This is a genomic window from Pseudomonas lactucae (assembly GCF_016937615.1).
GTDB classification, from domain to species: Bacteria; Pseudomonadota; Gammaproteobacteria; order Pseudomonadales; family Pseudomonadaceae; genus Aquipseudomonas; species Aquipseudomonas lactucae.
In genome coordinates this window covers 1-18,118 of the sequence record NZ_JAFHKI010000018.1, presented here as the reverse complement: position 1 = coordinate 18,118, position 18,118 = coordinate 1, and the positions used below count along the sequence as shown (strand labels likewise).

Here is an 18,118-nt window from a genome sequence, read left to right as displayed (position 1 = left end):
TGTTACGCCGTTTATGCTTTAAAAGTCGTCGTCTTTGTCGAAACGCCGCGCTTCACGCTGCAGCTGGTACACAAAACGCTCAACCTGGCGCTGCACCAAGCCACTCATGTTGTGGAAACGCACGCCGGCAAACGTGGTGTTGATCTTGTCTTCGAAGTGCAGGTAGCGCAGTTCCACGGCGGTGGTCATGCTGCCAAAGGGCAGTGCGGCAACGAAGCGGTCGTAGACCTGGCCCAGTTGCAGGCGTTCGGAAATGTCGCCTTCAAAGCGCAACTTGCAACCGGTGGCGGAAATATCCAGCAATTTGCCGTTGACCGGCGCTTTGAGTTTTTCGCCACCCAGTTCGATATTGACCAGTTGTGCCAGTTTCAACGCGGCCCGGAAGGCGTTGCGACGCTGGTGGTAGACCACTTCGTTCGGCAGGCTGCCGGTGTAGATGCGGTGGCCGTCTTTTTCGCTGGTGGTCAGGGTGCCGTTGCTTTCCCAGGCGACGCGTACGCCATCGTGAAAGCCTTCGATGCGAAAGGGCTCGCCGTTTTCGAGGTGGCGCTCGCCGTCGCGCGGGATCATTTCATCCAGCGCCAGGGTGCCGCGTTCACGGTTGACGTCCACCAGATAGCTCTGGAAGCGTTGGCTGCGCTCATGGAAGGTGATGATCAACGGATCATGACTGTCTTGCAGCATCCGCAAGGTGCCGGCGATTTCCAGAGGCGTGGTGAGCACCTTGGGTGGCTGCGGAGCATCTTCCGCATTAAGGGCGTTGAACACGGTTCTTCCATCTCCAGACAAAGTACGACTGCACGCAGAACCGGCATTTTGCCAGCATCTTGCCCGCCTTGGATAGGCCGCGCTGTAAACCGGTTCAGGCTTGGCTGCGGGTGCTTGGCTTGACCAGGCGCGAGGTGGAGCCTTGTGCGTTATACAGGGCTGGAGGCTCCCCGCCGTGCAATATACGCAACTGGTTGGCCGTCGTAGCTTGCTGAAGCTGGATCGACTGACCGTTATGCAGGTTGGCTTCCTGGCACTGGGCGAGCAATTGAGTGAGTTCTTTGCTCTGGGAGAGCAATTGGTCGCGACCGAGGAGTGGCTGGCCAGTTGAGCCAGGCCGTCGTGGTCTGCCGGCAGGCCAAGGCTGATGAGAATTTGGCTGCGTTTCTTGCCGTGCTGTTCCAGCAGGACAATCAACGACTGCTTGCGCGCCAGGATTTCTTCCAGCAGCGGCATGTCCCGGCCATAGAGGGCCAGGGATTCTTCTTTGAGCAGCTCGAGCAATTGTTGCGTCGGCGCTAGATCATCAATGATCAGTTGCAGCAAATTTTCGTCGTGATGCATGGCTGGCCTTGGGGTTTAAGCGTCCAAAAGCCCGGCGCAGGCATTTGCCTAGCGCTCGGCTTCGAAATTAAGCAGCTTGCTGGCTACACGGTTGCTGTCGACTTTATAGCTGCCATCGGCGATTGCCTGTTTCAATTCGGCCACACGGGCTTTATTGACCACCGGTTGATCGCGCAGCGAGTCAGTGACCTTCTGCAACTGTTGAGCCTCATTGCTCAGGTGTACGGATTCCCCGCTCTGGCTGGCATTTGCCTGTTCTGCCTTGGCGGGCAGTGGCTGGGCCTTGGCTTCGACGCTTTCTTTGGCACCGGTAGTGCGCGCAGAGCCTGACGTCGACGGGGTGTTATTCAAACGGGTGAAATCGATGACCATGATAAAAAAACCTCTGGGTATTTGGACGCTTGCCATGTTTTCGGCAATACCCGGACGAACTTTAGGCGCGAATGACAATAAATCTGCGCGCGGAATACTTCGCAGACAGTGTAGGAAAACCTGGCGTCCTGTACCAGCAATCTATAGCGCCACCTCGACTTGGCCGGGCGCCGTGACCCGCGCCTTGATCACGCGATTGGAATTGAGGTTCTTTACCCGTATCTGTTCACTCATGCTGCCGTTGGACAAGGCCTCGCCCGGCATTTTCACGTTCAGAGCGCCGCTGCTGGCGGAAATCACCACCTGATCGCCCTTGCGAATCACTTCGGCCTGCTCCAGGTGCACCAGGGTAATGACTTGGTCGGTGACCACTGGTCGGGTCAATTTTTGCCCGAGCGCCTGATCAAGCGAGGTCAGGTAGCCCTGGCTGATCTGGCTGATGTCGCGTTCGCGCAGCACGACGTCGTCGAAACCGATGATGCTGGTGCGTTTCAGCGGCCGGGCAACCACCACCACATCGCGATACAGCTTGACTTGGGCCGGCACGAATACCGTCCAGGGCGAGGCGCCGTCGCAGCGTACGCGCACCGTCACGCGGCCGATGGGTTGGGCGGGGCTTTCCAGGGTTGCTGTCAATTCCTTGTCGCACATGGGCATGCGCAAGCGCTGGTCCAGCGGGTTGACCTGAATTTCATAACGCCCCGGTGTCTGTGTGGTTGCCAGATAATCTTCTACAGTGAACTCAAGAAAGCCCTGAGTGACGCCGATAAGGAGATCAGGCAAGGTGACGTTGTCTGCGCGGGCTGTGACGCCCATGCACACAGCAAGCAGCGCCACTGAGGCGCAGAGCCATCTGCGGTACCGTGGGAATCTTGGGCGTCGGGAAACTGTCGTTTTAATGTCCATGGCCAGTAAATAGCAAAGCTCGTGCCGTTTAGTGTCGGGTGCGCGTCGCACCTCATAGGTTTTAGCGTAGGAGTCTGGGCATGGCAGGTGTAATGGATTCAGTAAACCAGCGCACACAGCTGGTAGGGCAGAATCGCCTGGAGTTGCTGCTTTTTCGTCTGGATGGCAAGCAGCTGTACGGCATCAACGTGTTCAAGGTGCGGGAAGTGCTGCAATGCCCGAAGCTGACGATCATGCCCAAATCCAGCCCCGTGGTGTGTGGGGTGGCTAATATTCGTGGTGCGACCATCCCGATTCTTGACCTCGCGCTGGCGACGGGGTCTGAGGGGTTGCAGGACCGCGAAAGCCCATTCGTGATCATTACCGAATACAACACCAAGACCCAGGGCTTCCTGGTGCGCTCGGTGGAGCGCATCGTCAACATGAACTGGGAAGAGATCCATCCGCCGCCCAAGGGCACCGGCCGCGATCACTACCTGACGGCGGTGACGCGGGTGGATAACCAGTTGGTGGAAATCATCGACGTGGAGAAGATCCTCGCCGAAGTGGCCCCGACCTCGGAGAGTATTTCGGTCGGTGTGGTGGATGCCGAGACGGCACACAAGGCAGTGTCGCTGCGGGTGCTCACGGTGGATGACTCCTCGGTGGCGCGCAAACAGGTGACCCGTTGCCTGCAGACCGTCGGTGTGGATGTGGTAGCGCTCAACGATGGCCGTCAGGCGTTGGACTACCTGCGCAAGCTGGTGGAGGAAGGCAAGAAGCCGGAAGAAGAATTCTTGATGATGATTTCCGACATCGAGATGCCGGAAATGGACGGTTATACTCTCACGGCCGAGATACGCAGCGATCCACGTATGCAGAAATTGCATATCGTCCTGCATACTTCATTGTCAGGTGTATTCAACCAGGCGATGGTCAAGAAGGTCGGTGCCGACGACTTCCTGGCCAAATTCCGACCTGATGACCTGGCATCCCGGGTAGTTGACCGGATCAAGGCAGCAGATCACGGCTAGGGCTTTTCCCCTGGCGGTCTTACGATTTTAGAGGCGGTATCAGTGTCGACAGGTAATTTGGATTTTGAGCAGTTCCGGGTATTCCTGGAAAAGGCCTGTGGCATATTGCTTGGTGAAAACAAGCAATACCTGGTGTCCAGCCGTCTCAACAAGCTGATGGAACAGCAGGGTATCAAGTCCCTGGGCGAGTTGGTCCAGCGGATCCAGGGCCAGCCTCGCGGCGGCCTGAAAGAAATGGTGGTCGATGCCATGACCACCAATGAAACCCTGTGGTTTCGCGACACCTATCCGTTCGAGGTGCTCAAGAGCAAAGTGCTGCCCGAGGCCATCAAGGCCAGTCCGGGCCAGCGTTTGCGCATCTGGTCGGCGGCCTGCTCTTCGGGGCAGGAACCGTATTCGATCTCGATGTCCATCGATGAGTTCGAACGGACCAACATGGGCCAGTTGAAGGCCGGCGCGCAAATTGTCGCCACCGACCTGTCCGGCACCATGCTCACCAACTGCAAGACCGGTGAGTACGACAGCCTGGCGCTGGGCCGTGGGTTGTCCCAGGAACGCCTGCAACGTTACTTCGAGCCCAAAGGGGCCGGACGTTGGGCGATCAAGGCGCCGATCAAGAACCGCGTGGAGTTTCGTTCGTTCAACCTGCTCGACAGCTACGCCAGTTTGGGCAAGTTCGACATGGTGTTCTGCCGCAATGTGCTGATCTACTTTTCCGCCGAGGTGAAGAAAGACATCCTGTTGCGCATCCATGGCACCCTCAAGCGCGGCGGCTACCTGTTCCTTGGGGCGTCCGAGGCGCTGAATGGCTTGCCGGATCATTTCCAGATGGTGCAGTGCAGCCCGGGCATCATCTACCAGGCCAAATAGGCCGTCGTACCAAGTCAAAATGTGGGAGGGGGCTTACCCCCTCCCACATTTTTTTTGCGGCAAGTTTCGAACGAGCGGCAACTCCCCATTGCCGCTTTACTGGCACCACGCGGAAACCGATTGCCGCTTTTCTGGCATTGCCGTCGGCAAGCACCTCGCAAACCCTTGGTATACGGGCCTTCGAAGAATTGGCATGCGCCTTGCTATAGCCCTGTTAACGAACAGCAGGTCAGCCTAAAGGTTTCCGCCATGAGCATCAGCTTCGATAAAGCGCTCGGTATCCACGAACAAGCCCTGGGCTTCCGCGCCCAGCGTGCCGAAGTCCTGGCCAACAACATTGCCAACGCCGACACCCCGAACTACAAGGCTCGGGACCTGGACTTCTCCGCCGTGCTCGCCGCACAGCAGGACAAGACCAAGAACGGCACCTTCGCCCTGAACATGACCAATAGCCGTCATATCGAAGCGCAAGGTCTGAGCAGTGGTGACGAGTCGTTGCTGTATCGCACGCCGATGCAGCCCTCGATCGACCAGAACACCGTCGACGCCCAGCTGGAGCAATCGGCCTACGCCGAGAACTCGGTGAACTTTCAGGCCAGCTTTACCCTGCTCAACAGCAAATTCAAAGGGCTGATGTCAGCCCTGCGTGGAGAGTAAGCCATGTCCCTGTCCAGTGTTTTCAATATTGCCGGTAGTGGCATGAGTGCCCAGACCACGCGCCTCAACACCGTCGCCAGTAACATCGCCAACGCCGAGACCGTGTCTTCGAGCATTGACCAGACCTACCGCGCCCGCCACCCGGTGTTCGCCACCATGTTCCAGGCCGGCCAGAACGGTGGCAGCGATTCGTTGTTCCAGGAGCAGGACGCCGCCGGCAAAGGCGTGCAGGTGCTCGGCGTGGTCGAAGACCAGAGCAACCTTGAAGCGCGTTATGAGCCCAATCACCCGGCGGCGAACGAAAAAGGCTACGTGTACTACCCGAACGTCAACGTGGTCGAGGAAATGGCCGACATGATTTCCGCCAGCCGTTCGTTCCAGACCAACGCGGAAATGATGAACACCGCCAAAACCATGATGCAGAAGGTCCTGACCCTGGGTCAGTGATAAGGGGCGCCAATAATGGCCATCGTTGATACGTCTACCAACACGGCAGTCCAGGACCTTTTCAATTCCAAGGTCAAGACTGCAACGGATAACAGCAGCCTGGGTGACGCTTCCAAGGCCGCGACGGCAACCAGTCGCTGGGCAAGGACGCGTTCCTGCAACTGCTGGTGACCCAACTGAAAAACCAGAACCCGCTGTCGCCTCAGGACAACGGTGCCTTCGTGGCCCAGCTGGCGCAGTTCAGCAGCCTGGAAGGCATCAATACCCTGAACGATTCGGTGAACAACATCTCCAGCAACTTCAGCTCCTCGCAGGCGCTGCAGGCTTCGTCGCTGGTGGGGCGTTCGATCATCACCCAGACCGACAAGGCACTGGTGGATACCAGCAAGAGCATGACCGGTTCGGTGGCGGTGACCGCGGCGACCGGCAACGTCGCCGTGAAGATCACCGACAAAAACGGCAACGTGGTGCGCACCCTGATCTGGGTGCCCAGAACGCTGGCACTTCGGACTTTATCTGGGATGGCAAGAACGACGACGGCGAGATCGCTCCAGCTGGCACCTACACCTTTGCGGCCACGACCAAGAATGACAAGGGCGACTCTGTGGCCCTGGCGACTTCGCTGCCGGCAACGGTGACCAGCGTGACGTTGAGCAAGACCGGCGGCGAAATGCTGCTGAACCTTGCAGGTGGCATGGGCAGCGTGAAGCTGTCGCAAATTCAGACTATTGGTACATAGAGCCGGCTAGATACGGCAGAGGGAGAGAAACATGTCTTTTAACATCGGCCTTAGCGGCCTCTATGCGGCCAACAAACAGCTGGACGTGACCGGTAATAACATTGCCAACGTCGCGACCACTGGCTTCAAGTCGTCCCGTGCGGAATTCGCCGACATCTACGCGGCGTCCAAGCTGGGCACCGGCCAGAACAGCATCGGCAATGGCGTGAACCTGGCGGCGGTGTCCCAGCAGTTCACCCAGGGTGACGTCAACGGCAGCGGCGGTATTCTGGACATGGCGATCCAGGGCGGCGGCTTCTTTGTACAGAAGGGCAGCGACGGCTCGCTGGAGTACACCCGCAGTGGTGCCTTCCGTGCCGACAAGGACGGCTTCATCACCAACAACACCGGCACCTCGCGCCTGCAAGGCTACGCGGCGGATGAAGACGGCAAAATCATCAAGGGCGGCTTGACCGACCTGCAATTGAACCTGTCGAACCTGCCGCCGAAGGCGTCCACCAAAGTCGACTCCACCAGCAACCTGAACTCCTCGGAGCCGGTGATCGACCAGACGCTCAAACCGTTCGATCCCTCCGATACCAGCACGTTCACCACTCAGTACAGCACCACGTTGTACGACGCTCAAGGTAACGCGCACCCGATGGTGCAATACCTGGTAAAAACCGCCGGCAACCAGTGGAACGCCTACACGCTGATTGATGGTCGCAATCCGGATGGTTCGCCGCCAACAGGGGGCACCCCTGCCACTCCGCCTACCGCCTCGACGCTGTCCTTTGACGGTGCCGGCAAGCTGACAGGCATCGTCACCGGCGGCACCTCCAGCACGACCCTGAACTTGACTGGTTGGGTGCCAGGCACTGTGACCAATGGCGTCTGGAAAGCCAACGGTGCGAATGCCAACCCTACGGGTATCGCCATCAACATGGCGAACATCACCCAGTACAACTCGGCCACCTACCGTAACCCACCGATCACCGACGGCTATGCCACCGGCCAGATCACCGGCCTGAAAATCGATGGCAACGGCGTACTGTTCGCTACGTTCAGCAACCAGCAGAGCAAGGCCATCGGCCAGATCTCCCTGGCCAGCTTCAACAACGAACAGGGCCTGCAGCCTGCCGGCAGCACCACCTGGAGAGAGACGTTCGCCTCGGGCCAGCCGGGTTACGACACCCCGCAATCCGGTACCTTGGGTTCGATCGTGGCCAACTCCCTGGAGAACTCCAACGTCAACCTGACCAACGAGCTGGTGGACCTGATCAAGGCCCAGAGCAACTATCAGGCGAACGCCAAGACCATCTCCACCCAAAGCACCATCATGCAGACCATCATTCAGATGACCTGATGCGCTAGGTGCCGGATAAAAAACCCTCGTTCGAGGGTTTTTTTTCGCCTGTTGCCTGGCCCGGCTGCCATTTCCCAACGCCCGGCCGATCACGGGATGACAGCCATAGGTTGGAACGCCGCACGGCTGTTTTGCCACTCCTCGAGCCTGAGCTTATTGGGAGTGGAGCGGCATGGGTGATTTGACCGCGGGCGTTCATAAGATTGGCGGTGTGCGGTTTGATCCGGCAGCCGCAGGGCATTATCTGAAGGGGAAAGACCCTGCGGACACGCCCAAGGATGACGCAACGGCCGATAAAGACGCCGTCACGAAATTGCTCAAGGCGCTTGATGATGCGCAGGCAACCGGCAAGGACCAGACGGCCCGCGACCTGCGTGACAAGCTCAAAGCCCTGCGCGAGGAGCTGGGCGACGAGAAATTCAAGCAGATTCTGGAGCAGTTGAAAGAAGAAGCGGGGCGGCGCTGGCTGGAGTTGTTGAGGATGCTGTTTCCGGATTTGTTTCCGGATGGGCCTTCGCCTTCTCCTTCGCCTGCCCCAGCACCTTCTCCGGGTGGTGGTGGTGGTGGTGGTGGTGGTGGTGGTGGTAGGCCTAACCCAAACAATTTCGGTCCCAGCGAGCCCATGAGTAATCTGCCGATTACCGAGGGATCCAAGCACTTCAACTACAAGCCTGATCAAAGTAACCCTGGGAAAAAGCCCGAAAATATCTGGAGTGGATTCAGTCAGGGGCCGGACGGTAACTGCGTCACGGTTTCAGCGATAAAGGGGGCAATGATGAAGTTTGGTCAGAAGCCCACCGACGTTTTCAAGGACGTGCAGGAAACGGCGGGGGGTTATAAGGTGAAAATGCGCGACGGATTCGAACTTGAGTTATCCAAGGATGAACTCAAACAGGCGGCCAGATATGCGCAGTTCAAAGGGGATAACCCTGACATGATGACAGATGCCAACTTCATGTTCGCAGCGAGTGCCAAGCGGGCACAGATGGAAGGCAACGGTCTGGATGAGAATCCTAATGAGTCGAGAAAGAGTTTTGCCCATGCGATGCAAAGTTTGAACAACGGCGAAATACCTCATGAGGCATTGGACCGTCTGGGGCTCAAAGGCTTCTATCGCCAATCTTCAAGTAGTGAGCTTGCGAGCGGCAAGCTTGGGGTGGTGGCCTACGATCGCCACTCAATGGCGGTCATCGACGGACGGGTGGAGTTGTGGGGGCGACGAGGCGGCTCGCCGAAGCAGGGGGTGGCGTACGCCTTTCTCTAGGCGACAAACGAAAAAGCCAGATAACCCCCCTTGCAGTGGGCTATCTGGCTTTTTCAATTACGGGCGGCGTACGCCCGCAATCCGCTCAGCTTATTGGCAAGCTTCGCAATCCGGCTCGTCAATCGCGCAGGCTTTTGGCACTGGCGCCGGACCGGCTGGAGCAGCCAGGACCGAATCATCACCGTGGTTGCCGCTCGATACAGCGTTCAGCTTACCGGTGTTGATGGTCGACTTCTCGGTGCTGGTCGCGGCCAGGGCACGGAGGTAGTAAGTGGTTTTCAGGCCACGGTACCAAGCCATACGGTAGGTCACGTCGAGCTTCTTGCCCGAAGCGCCGGCGATGTACAGGTTCAGGGACTGCGCCTGGTCGATCCACTTCTGACGACGGCTGGCGGCGTCAACGATCCACTTGGTGTCCACTTCGAAGGCGGTCGCGTAAAGCTCTTTGAGCTCTTGCGGGATGCGCTCGATCTGCTGCACGGAACCGTCGTAGTACTTGAGGTCGTTGATCATCACCGAGTCCCACAGGCCACGGGCTTTCAGGTCGCGAACCAGGTACGGGTTGATCACGGTGAATTCGCCCGACAGGTTCGATTTCACATACAGGTTCTGGTAGGTCGGTTCGATCGACTGCGACACGCCGGTGATGTTGGCGATGGTCGCGGTCGGTGCGATGGCCATGATGTTGGAGTTACGAATACCTTTCTGTACACGGGCACGTACCGGCGCCCAGTCCAGGGTTTCGTTCAGGTCAACGTCGATGTACTTCTGGCCACGCTGCTCGATCAGGATCTGTTGCGAATCCAGCGGCAGGATGCCCTTGGACCACAGCGAACCCTGGAACGTCTCGTAGGCGCCGCGCTCGTCGGCCAGGTCGCAGGAAGCCTGGATCGCGTAGTAGCTGACCGCTTCCATGGACTTGTCGGCGAACTCGACCGCCGCATCCGAACCGTACGGAATGTGCTGCAGGTACAACGCGTCCTGGAAGCCCATGATGCCCAGACCGACCGGACGGTGCTTGAAGTTGGAGTTCTGCGCCTGCGGCACCGAGTAGTAGTTGATGTCGATCACGTTATCGAGCATGCGAACTGCGGTGTTGACGGTGCGTTCCAGCTTGGCGGTGTCCAGCTTGCCGTTGACGATATGGTTCGGCAGGTTGATCGAACCCAGGTTGCACACGGCGATCTCGTCCTTGTTGGTGTTCAAGGTGATCTCGGTGCACAGGTTCGAGCTGTGGACCACGCCCACGTGCTGCTGCGGGCTGCGCAGGTTGCATGGGTCCTTGAAGGTCAACCATGGGTGGCCGGTTTCGAACAGCATGGACAGCATTTTGCGCCACAGGTCTTTGGCCTGGATGGTCTTGAACAGCTTGATCTTGCCAGGGTACTGGGCCAGGGCCTCGTAGTACTCGTAGCGTTCTTCGAAGGCCTTGCCGGTCAGGTCGTGCAGGTCCGGCACTTCGGAAGGCGAGAACAGGGTCCATTGGCCGTCATCGAAGACGCGCTTCATGAACAGGTCAGGGATCCAGTTGGCGGTGTTCATGTCGTGGGTACGACGACGGTCATCACCGGTGTTCTTGCGCAGCTCGATGAACTCTTCAATGTCCATGTGCCAGGTTTCCAGGTAGGCACACACCGCGCCTTTGCGCTTGCCGCCCTGGTTGACCGCTACGGCGGTGTCGTTCACGACTTTGAGGAACGGTACGACGCCCTGGGACTTGCCGTTGGTGCCCTTGATGTACGAACCCAACGCACGAACCGGCGTCCAGTCGTTACCCAGGCCACCGGCGAATTTGGACAGCATGGCGTTGTCGTGGATCGCGTGGTAGATGCCCGACAGGTCATCCGGCACGGTGGTCAGGTAGCAGCTCGACAGCTGTGGACGCAGGGTGCCGGCGTTGAACAGCGTCGGGGTCGACGACATGTAGTCGAAGGACGACAGCAGGTTGTAGAACTCGATCGCACGGTCTTCCTTGTGCTTCTCTTCGATCGCCAGGCCCATGGCCACGCGCATGAAGAACACCTGCGGCAGTTCGAAGCGGATGCCGTCCTTGTGGATGAAGTAACGGTCGTACAGGGTTTGCAGGCCCAGGTAGGTGAACTGCTGGTCACGCTCGTGGTTGATCGCCTTGCCGAGTTTTTCCAGGTCGAAGGTGGCCAGGACCGGGTTCAGCAATTCGAATTCGATACCCTTGGCGATGTAGGCAGGCAGGGCCTTGGCATACAGGTCGGCCATTTCGTGGTGGGTGGCGCTGTCGGCCACGCCGAGGAAGCCCAGGCCTTCGGCACGCAGGGTGTCCATCAGCAGGCGCGCGGTGACGAACGAGTAGTTCGGCTCACGCTCCACCAGGGTACGGGCGGTCATCACCAGGGCGGTGTTGACGTCGGTCAGGGCCACGCCGTCGTACAGGTTCTTCAGGGTTTCGCGCTGGATCAGGTCACCATCGACTTCTTCCAGGCCTTCGCAGGCCTCGGTGATGATGGTGTTCAGGCGGCCCAGGTCCAGCGGCGCAAAGCTGCCGTCGGCCAGGGTGATACGGATCGATGGGTGAGCTTGCACGGCTTCGGCGGCCGGGGCGTGCACGGCACGCTCCTTGGCGCGCGAGTCGCGGTAGATCACGTAGTCACGAGCGACTTTCTGCTCGCCTGCACGCATCAGGGCCAGTTCGACCTGGTCCTGGATTTCTTCGATATGGATGGTGCCGCCCGATGGCATGCGACGTTTGAAGGTGGCGGTGACTTGTTCGGTCAGACGGGCAACGGTGTCGTGGATGCGCGACGAAGCGGCAGCGTTGCCGCCTTCAACTGCGAGGAACGCTTTGGTGATGGCGACGGTGATTTTGTCATCGGTGTAAGGAACGACAGTGCCGTTGCGCTTGATCACGCGCAGTTGACCAGGTGCGGTGGCGGACAGATCCATATTCGAATCAGCGGCCTGCGGCACGGAGCCCTGCGGGTTCTCGCGAGTTGTGTCGGTTTGCATGGGGGGTTGTCTCCACGTTCTATATTTGATTGCGAGTGCCAGGCTGTTCCTGCAACACCCGTACCGTTTTCCATATCGGGATGGAGAAACAGGTGCCATCCGCGTGAGCGGTTTGGTCTACTGAAAATCGATTGGTTCAACGCTGTGCGAGCAATAAAACGCTTGAATTTCGTGCCACTTGTGTGGTTGGGCAATTTGCTCGAAAACCCTACATGTAGGGTCTCTGTTGTCGCCGAGCTACAAGATAATGCGTTTTTGACGCCTTAGCAACGCACTAACCTGTGGATAACGCTGTGAGTAAAATGTGTATGAAAGGTAGAACTACCGTGTAGGCCGCATGACTGCTGGATTACGCCGTTTGTCACTAAATGTTCCAAGGATCAAACAGCCCGGCGAATTTCGAAGGGCGCGAACCCTATCACAAAAAAATGCGATCACCGAATGGATTTCCCGGCTTGTGCGCAAGGGTCGGGGCATGGCTACAATCGCCTCCGTTATGCCCTCAACACATGACAAACAGGGTATGCCTGTGAAGATCAACCTGTGGGAGCAAGCCCCTCCCACACTCGACCGTGTCGACCAAAATAATGCGAATAACAATGAGGTAGCGCATGGAGCAAGAAGCCTGGCAAATACTGATCGTCGAGGACGACGAGCGATTGGCCGAGTTGACTCGCGAGTACCTGGAGAGCAACGGCCTGTGCGTGTCGGTCGAAGGTGACGGCGCCCTGGCTGCCGCGCGGATCGTCGCCGAGCAGCCGGATCTGGTGATCCTCGACCTGATGCTGCCCGGCGAAGACGGCCTGAGCATCTGCCGCAAGGTGCGCGAGCGCTATGACGGCGTGATCCTGATGCTCACCGCGCGCACCGACGACATGGACCAGGTGCTGGGCCTGGACCTGGGCGCCGACGACTATGTGTGCAAACCCGTGCGTCCACGGCTGTTGCTGGCGCGCATCCAGGCATTGTTGCGGCGCAGTGAGCCGGCCGAGCCTGCGGCGGTGGAACACCTGCGCCGCCTGCAATTCGGCCCGTTGGTGGTGGACAACGCTTTGCGCGAAGCCTGGCTGCACGACGGCGGCATCGAATTGACCAGCGCCGAATTCGACCTTTTATGGCTGCTGGTGGCAAACGCCGGGCGCATCCTGTCCCGCGAAGAAATCTTTATCGCCTTGCGCGGCATCGGCTATGACGGCCAGGACCGCTCCATTGATGTGCGCATCTCGCGTATTCGCCCCAAAATCGGCGACGACCCGATCCACCCGCGGCTAATCAAAACCATCCGCAGTAAAGGCTACCTGTTCGTCCCCGAAGCCGCCGCCGACATGCCCCTGTGAACTCGATCTTCCTGCGCATCTACGGCGGCATGTGCGCGGCGCTGATCCTGGTGGCGTTGCTCGGCGTACTGGCGCTGCACTTGCTCAACGAAGTGCGCAGCGGCCAGTATCGCGAGCGCCTGGCCCACGGCACCTTCGCCTTGATGGGCGACAACCTGCAGCCCATGAGTGCCATCGAGCGCCAGCGCGCGTTGGCGGTATGGGAACGTTTGCTGGGGATTCCCCTGGAGTTGCGCACCCTCACCGATGCGCAGTTGGACCTGTCGCAGCGTACCCGCCTGCAACGTGGCCAGGTGCTGGTGGAGCAGACGGGCCCCCACGCCGCGCGCGTGTTGCGTCTGGTCAGCGATAAGGAACCGTGGGTGCTCACTGGCGAGGTGCAGCAGATCAGCGAACAACTGGCCCGTGCGACGATTTACCTGTTGGCTGACGAATTGGTGCGCTTTCCCATGGCTGAGCAGCCGCAACGCCTGGCCGATATAAAGGACGCCAAGGGGTTTGGGTTCGACATGCATTTGTTGACGCTCGACCAGGCCGATATGGATGAGGATCAACGTCGGCGCGTAGCGGAAGGCGACACCGTGATGGCCCTGGGCAAGGGCGGCGATTCGATCCGCGTGTTCGCCGGCATGGTCGGCACGCCCTGGGTGCTGGAGCTCGGCCCGCTGTATCAAATGAACCCTTATCCGCCGCAATGGCTGATCCTGATCGCCTTGATCGGCCTGACCCTCATTGGGTTGATCGTCTATCTATTGGTGCGTCAGTTGGAGCGCCGGCTGCGTGGCCTGGAAGCCGCCGCCACGCGCATCGCCAAAGGTAACCTCGAAGTGCGCGTACCGGCCCGAGGCGCGGACTCTGTCGGGCGTTTAGCGGCGGCGTTCAATGGTATGGCCGAGCACTTGCAGCAGTTGCTGGCGATCCAGCGTGAATTGGTGCGCGCGGTGTCCCACGAACTGCGCACCCCGGTGGCGCGCCTGCGTTTCGGCCTGGAGATGATCGGCGACGCCGCCACCCCCGAGGCGCGGCGCAAGTACCTTGAAGGCATGGACAACGATATCCAGGACCTCGACGGCCTGGTGGATGAAATGCTCACCTATGCAAGGCTGGAGCAGGGCGCGCCGGCGCTGGATTTCCAGCGGGTCGACCTTGATGCGTTGCTCGATCAGGTCATCGGCGAATTGTCGCCACTGCGCCCACAGGTGACGGTCGCCCGGGGTATTTGCCTGTCATCGGCCCACTGGGAGGACGCCTGGGTTGACGCCGAGCCGCGCTACCTGCACCGGGCCCTGCAAAACCTGGTGAGCAACGCCATGCGTCACGCCCAGGGGCAGGTGCTGATCAGCTATCAAGTGGGGCAGGTGCGCTGCCGTATCGATGTGGAAGACGACGGCCCCGGCGTGCCGGAGAGTGCCTGGGAGCGAATTTTCACGCCGTTCCTGCGCCTCGATGACAGCCGCACCCGCGCCTCCGGCGGGCATGGCCTGGGCTTGTCGATTGTGCGGCGGATTATTTACTGGCATGGCGGGCGGGCGTTGATCGGCAAGAGCAATAATCTGGGTGGAGCTTGCTTCAGCCTGAGTTGGCCCAGGGATCAAGACAAACCCTGACACCGCCCGATGGCGGTCTATCAAGCACCGATAGCCACCAGGCTCAACAACTGCTCCCCATCCACCGCAAACTGCCCCACCACCTCCGTGCCATGGCACCACTCGGCAGACAGGTCCGTCAGCAACCGCAACCGCACATGACCAGTGTCGGACCACTCCACCACCTCGGCATGCTCAAAGTAGAAGCGCTTGCGCACAATCGGATACAGCGCCTTGAACAGGCTTTCCTTGACCGAGAACGTCAGCGTCACCAGCCGCGCGATCTGCTCACGCGGCACGCTGGCCATGCGCAGCAGCTCATCGGCGGTGAGGATTTCGCCGGCCAGGCGCTCCGCCCGTTCCAGTGTCAGTACATTTTCAAGGTCCATCCCCAGCCCGCGCCACTGCGCCTTGTGCCCGACAATCGCGGCGGCGTGTCCGGTGCTGTGGGTGATCGAACCACTGATGTGCGAGGGCCACACCGGTGCACGGTCTTCGCCGATCGCGGGGATGCAGTCCAGGTGATCGAGCTGTTGCAGTGCCGCGCGAGCACAGACCCGACCGGCGAGAAATTCGGCCTGACGCTTGGCCACCGAGCGCTGGATGCTGGCCGGTGGCGGCACGGCGCTGCGCTGGAAGTCTTCAGCGGTCAATAAGGCCGGGTCGAAGCGGGTGCTGAGAAACACTGTGCCAGGCAAAGGTTCGGGCAATGGCCAGTGGGCGTCGAGTGGGGTGCAGCAAGCGGGTAGGGGCGTCATGGGCGGTATTTTGCCGAGTTGAGACGCCTGCGGATAGCCCACGGCGCTTGGACGCCCGTTCAGGGGGAGTTCAGGGGCATTTGCGTAGGCTGGTCGCAACAGCCCAAACGCGTATGAGGTAACACACCATGACTGCGATCAAAAAGCTGATGTTGGCCTTGACCCTGCTCAGTGCCACCGCCGGGGCCCAGGCCTCGGAAGGTGCCTTCGCCGAGTTCGGCAGGGAGAAAACCAAGAAAACCAGTAGCCTGATCCAGCGTGTGAGCTTCGAAGATGCTGGCAGTCAACCCATGCCTTGGGGGCAGTCCCTGGGCCTCACGACCTCGCAGCCAACCTACCGCGTCGGTTATGAACACCTGACCGGTCAGTTCAATGGCATTAAACTGCGCCCGCAAGACCTGCAGGGCCGCTATGATGTCCCTCTGTCGGACGGTTGATCTGCTTTGGAGAGCCTTATGAAATTGCTGGTGGTGGAAGATGAAGCGCTGCTGCGTCATCACCTGTTTACCCGCCTGACCGACAGCGGCCATGTGGTCGAGGCCGTGGCCAATGCCGAAGAGGCCCTGTACCAGACCGGCCAATTCAACCACGACCTGGCGATCGTCGACCTGGGCCTGCCCGGCATGGGCGGCCTGGACCTGATCCGCCAGTTGCGCACCCAGGCCAAGACGTTCCCGATCCTGATCCTCACCGCGCGCGGTAACTGGCAGGACAAGGTTGAGGGCCTGGCCGCCGGCGCCGACGACTATGTGGTCAAGCCGTTCCAGTTCGAAGAGCTGGAGGCGCGGATGAACGCCTTGCTGCGTCGCTCCAGCGGTTTCACCCAGTCGACCATCGTCGCCGGGCCGTTGCTGCTGGACCTCAACCGCAAGCAGGCGTCCCTCGACGAAGAACCGCTGGCGTTGACCGCCTATGAATACCGCATCCTTGAATACCTGATGCGCCATCATCAGCAGGTCGTCGCCAAGGACCGCTTGATGGAGCAGCTCTACCCCGATGACGACGAGCGTGATCCGAATGTCATTGAAGTACTGGTCGGCCGCCTGCGTCGCAAGCTGGAGGGGCCGTCCGGGTTCAAACCGATCGACACCGTGCGCGGCCTGGGCTACCTGTTCAATGAGCGCTGCCGTTGATTCGCTCGTTACGCGTGCGCTTGATGCTGGCGGCCGCCACTCTGGCCGTGCTGTTTATGCTGGGCTTGTTGCCGGCGATGCAAGGCGCGTTCAGCCTGGCGCTGCAGGATTCCATCGAGCAGCGTCTGGCGTCGGACGTGACTACCCTGATTTCCGCCGCGCGGGTCGAAAACAATCGCCTGCTGATGCCGGTGCAATTGCCGGACGAGCGCTTCAACCTGGCCGACAGCCGGCTGCTCGGTTATATCTACGACCGCGAAGGCCACTTGGTGTGGCGTTCGCGCGCGACCCGCGACGAAAACATCAACTACAAGCCGCGCTATGACGGGCGCGGCAATGAGTTTGCGCGAATCCGTGAGGCCGACGGTCAAGAGTTCTTTGTCTATGACGTCGAGGTGCGGTTGCTCGGCGGCAAGAGTGCTGCGTTCAGCATCGTGGCGCTGCAACCGGTGCGCGAATACCAGTTGACCCTCGAAGGCCTGCGCGAAAACCTCTATTTGGGTTTCGGCGCGGCGTTGCTGGTGCTGCTGACCTTGCTGTGGCTGGGTCTGACCTGGGGGCTGCAAGCCCTGCGGCGTTTGAGCCAGGAGCTGGACCAGATCGAAGGGGGGACCCGTGAAAGCCTCTCCGAACAACATCCTCGTGAATTGCTGCGCCTCACCGGTTCCCTCAACCGCTTGTTGCACAGCGAGCGTGAACAACGGGCGCGCTACCGCGACTCCCTCGACGACCTGGCCCACAGCCTGAAAACCCCACTTGCCGTGTTGCAGGGCGTGAGCGAAGACATGGCCCAGCGCCCCGAAGACCGCGACCAGGCGTGGGTGCTGCAAGCGCAGATCGAACGCATGAGCCAGCAGATCAGTTACCAGTTGCAGCGTGCCAGCCTGCGCAAAAGCGGCCTGGTGCGCCACCAGGTGCGCCTGGAACCGGTGGTGCAAAGCCTGTGCGATACGCTGGACAAGGTGTACCGCGACAAGGGCGTTTCGGTATTTTTTGACTTGCCGCAGGAATGCGATGTGCCGATCGAGAAGGGCGCCTTGCTCGAATTGCTCGGCAACCTGCTGGAAAACGCCTACCGCCTGTGCCTGAGCGAAGTGCGCGTCAGCCTGGTGGAAAACCTTGAAGGCATCGAGTTGTGCATCGAGGATGACGGCCCCGGTGTACCGCCGGATCAGCGCGCGCGGATTCTGCAGCGCGGTGAGCGGCTGGACCGTCAGCATCCAGGGCAGGGGATCGGGTTGGCGGTGGTCAAGGATATTATCGAAAGCTACGGGGCACGGCTGACCCTGGGGGATTCACCTTTGGGTGGGGCGGCGTTCAGGATTCATTTTCCGGCTGTTTGATCGGCAGTGGCTTGACTGGCCTCATCGGGAGCAA

16 protein-coding genes and 3 pseudogenes are annotated in these 18,118 nt (G+C 59.9%); 13 read left to right on the top strand and 6 right to left on the bottom strand.

What is annotated here, in order from left to right; genetic code table 11:
• Positions 1 to 18 precede the first annotated feature (18 nt).
• The 4 genes and pseudogenes from JWR98_RS04295 to flgA all read right to left on the bottom strand — a co-directional run bounded on the left by JWR98_RS04295 (position 19) and on the right by flgA (position 2,610).
• Entirely contained in the window at positions 19 to 768 is a 750-nt protein-coding gene (locus tag JWR98_RS04295) for a flagellar brake protein (RefSeq protein WP_078734364.1), read from the bottom strand.
• Positions 769 to 862: 94 nt separating this feature from the next.
• Positions 863 to 1,332, bottom strand: a pseudogene (locus tag JWR98_RS04290) (flagella synthesis protein FlgN).
• Between the two features lie 48 nt (positions 1,333 to 1,380).
• Entirely contained in the window at positions 1,381 to 1,704 is a 324-nt protein-coding gene (gene flgM / locus JWR98_RS04285) for a flagellar biosynthesis anti-sigma factor FlgM (RefSeq protein ID WP_205489369.1), read from the bottom strand.
• A gap of 141 nt (positions 1,705 to 1,845) precedes the next feature.
• Entirely contained in the window at positions 1,846 to 2,610 is a 765-nt protein-coding gene (gene flgA, locus JWR98_RS04280; protein WP_205489368.1) for a flagellar basal body P-ring formation chaperone FlgA, read from the bottom strand.
• Between the two features lie 80 nt (positions 2,611 to 2,690).
• Between flgA and JWR98_RS04275 the strand changes: the two genes are divergently transcribed.
• The 8 genes and pseudogenes from JWR98_RS04275 (at position 2,691) to JWR98_RS04245 (ending at position 8,945) form a co-directional block, all read left to right on the top strand.
• Positions 2,691 to 3,623, top strand: coding sequence for a chemotaxis protein CheV (locus JWR98_RS04275; RefSeq protein ID WP_078734361.1), 933 nt, complete (start codon positions 2,691 to 2,693; stop codon positions 3,621 to 3,623).
• Positions 3,624 to 3,665: 42 nt separating this feature from the next.
• Positions 3,666 to 4,493, top strand: a complete 828-nt coding sequence (gene cheR, locus JWR98_RS04270; RefSeq protein ID WP_003175634.1) for a protein-glutamate O-methyltransferase CheR — start codon at positions 3,666 to 3,668, stop codon at positions 4,491 to 4,493.
• 249 nt (positions 4,494 to 4,742) lie between these two features.
• Positions 4,743 to 5,150, top strand: coding sequence for a flagellar basal body rod protein FlgB (flgB, locus tag JWR98_RS04265; protein ID WP_003175633.1), 408 nt, complete (start codon positions 4,743 to 4,745; stop codon positions 5,148 to 5,150).
• Positions 5,151 to 5,153: 3 nt separating this feature from the next.
• Positions 5,154 to 5,597 carry a flagellar basal body rod protein FlgC gene (gene flgC, locus JWR98_RS04260; protein WP_003175632.1) on the top strand — a complete coding sequence of 148 codons (444 nt, stop codon included), beginning with the start codon at positions 5,154 to 5,156 and terminating at the stop codon, positions 5,595 to 5,597.
• Between the two features lie 167 nt (positions 5,598 to 5,764).
• Positions 5,765 to 5,821 (top strand): annotated as a pseudogene (locus JWR98_RS30060) (hypothetical protein); the annotation flags it as partial.
• A 212-nt stretch (positions 5,822 to 6,033) separates the two neighbouring features.
• Positions 6,034 to 6,336, top strand: a pseudogene (locus tag JWR98_RS30055) (FlgD immunoglobulin-like domain containing protein); the annotation flags it as partial.
• A gap of 31 nt (positions 6,337 to 6,367) precedes the next feature.
• Positions 6,368 to 7,681: a flagellar hook protein FlgE gene (gene flgE, locus JWR98_RS04250; protein WP_205489367.1), complete on the top strand. Its 1,314-nt coding sequence runs from the start codon at positions 6,368 to 6,370 to the stop codon at positions 7,679 to 7,681.
• A 172-nt stretch (positions 7,682 to 7,853) separates the two neighbouring features.
• Positions 7,854 to 8,945: a hypothetical protein gene (locus JWR98_RS04245; RefSeq protein WP_205489366.1), complete on the top strand. Its 1,092-nt coding sequence runs from the start codon at positions 7,854 to 7,856 to the stop codon at positions 8,943 to 8,945.
• Between the two features lie 90 nt (positions 8,946 to 9,035).
• Here the strand turns inward: JWR98_RS04245 and JWR98_RS04240 are convergent, their stop codons facing one another.
• A complete protein-coding gene (locus tag JWR98_RS04240) occupies positions 9,036 to 11,927 on the bottom strand; it encodes a ribonucleoside-diphosphate reductase subunit alpha (protein WP_003175627.1) in 2,892 nt (963 codons plus the stop codon).
• A 611-nt stretch (positions 11,928 to 12,538) separates the two neighbouring features.
• Between JWR98_RS04240 and JWR98_RS04235 the strand changes: the two genes are divergently transcribed.
• Together JWR98_RS04235 and JWR98_RS04230 are read left to right on the top strand one after the other, a co-directional pair.
• The gene (locus JWR98_RS04235; RefSeq protein ID WP_078734355.1) at positions 12,539 to 13,264 is read left to right on the top strand and encodes a response regulator; all 726 of its coding nucleotides are present in this window, start codon (positions 12,539 to 12,541) and stop codon (positions 13,262 to 13,264) included.
• Complete coding sequence (locus JWR98_RS04230; RefSeq protein WP_078734354.1) at positions 13,261 to 14,871, top strand: ATP-binding protein; 1,611 nt, start codon at positions 13,261 to 13,263, stop codon at positions 14,869 to 14,871. Before JWR98_RS04235 ends, JWR98_RS04230 begins: the two co-directional genes overlap by 4 nt.
• A gap of 20 nt (positions 14,872 to 14,891) precedes the next feature.
• On the opposite strand, the gene JWR98_RS04225 is transcribed toward JWR98_RS04230, so the two are convergent.
• Positions 14,892 to 15,608: a 4'-phosphopantetheinyl transferase family protein gene (locus JWR98_RS04225; RefSeq protein WP_205489365.1), complete on the bottom strand. Its 717-nt coding sequence runs from the start codon at positions 15,606 to 15,608 to the stop codon at positions 14,892 to 14,894.
• Between the two features lie 128 nt (positions 15,609 to 15,736).
• Between JWR98_RS04225 and JWR98_RS04220 the strand changes: the two genes are divergently transcribed.
• The 3 genes from JWR98_RS04220 to JWR98_RS04210 are packed head-to-tail and all read left to right on the top strand — an operon-like array spanning position 15,737 to position 18,084.
• Positions 15,737 to 16,045, top strand: coding sequence for a hypothetical protein (locus JWR98_RS04220; RefSeq protein ID WP_078734352.1), 309 nt, complete (start codon positions 15,737 to 15,739; stop codon positions 16,043 to 16,045).
• Positions 16,046 to 16,063: 18 nt separating this feature from the next.
• Positions 16,064 to 16,741 (top strand): response regulator, encoded by a 678-nt coding sequence (locus tag JWR98_RS04215; protein ID WP_078734351.1) that lies wholly within the window; start codon positions 16,064 to 16,066, stop codon positions 16,739 to 16,741.
• Positions 16,738 to 18,084 carry an ATP-binding protein gene (locus tag JWR98_RS04210; protein WP_078734350.1) on the top strand — a complete coding sequence of 449 codons (1,347 nt, stop codon included), beginning with the start codon at positions 16,738 to 16,740 and terminating at the stop codon, positions 18,082 to 18,084. Before JWR98_RS04215 ends, JWR98_RS04210 begins: the two co-directional genes overlap by 4 nt.
• The last annotated feature ends 34 nt before the right edge of the window (positions 18,085 to 18,118 follow it).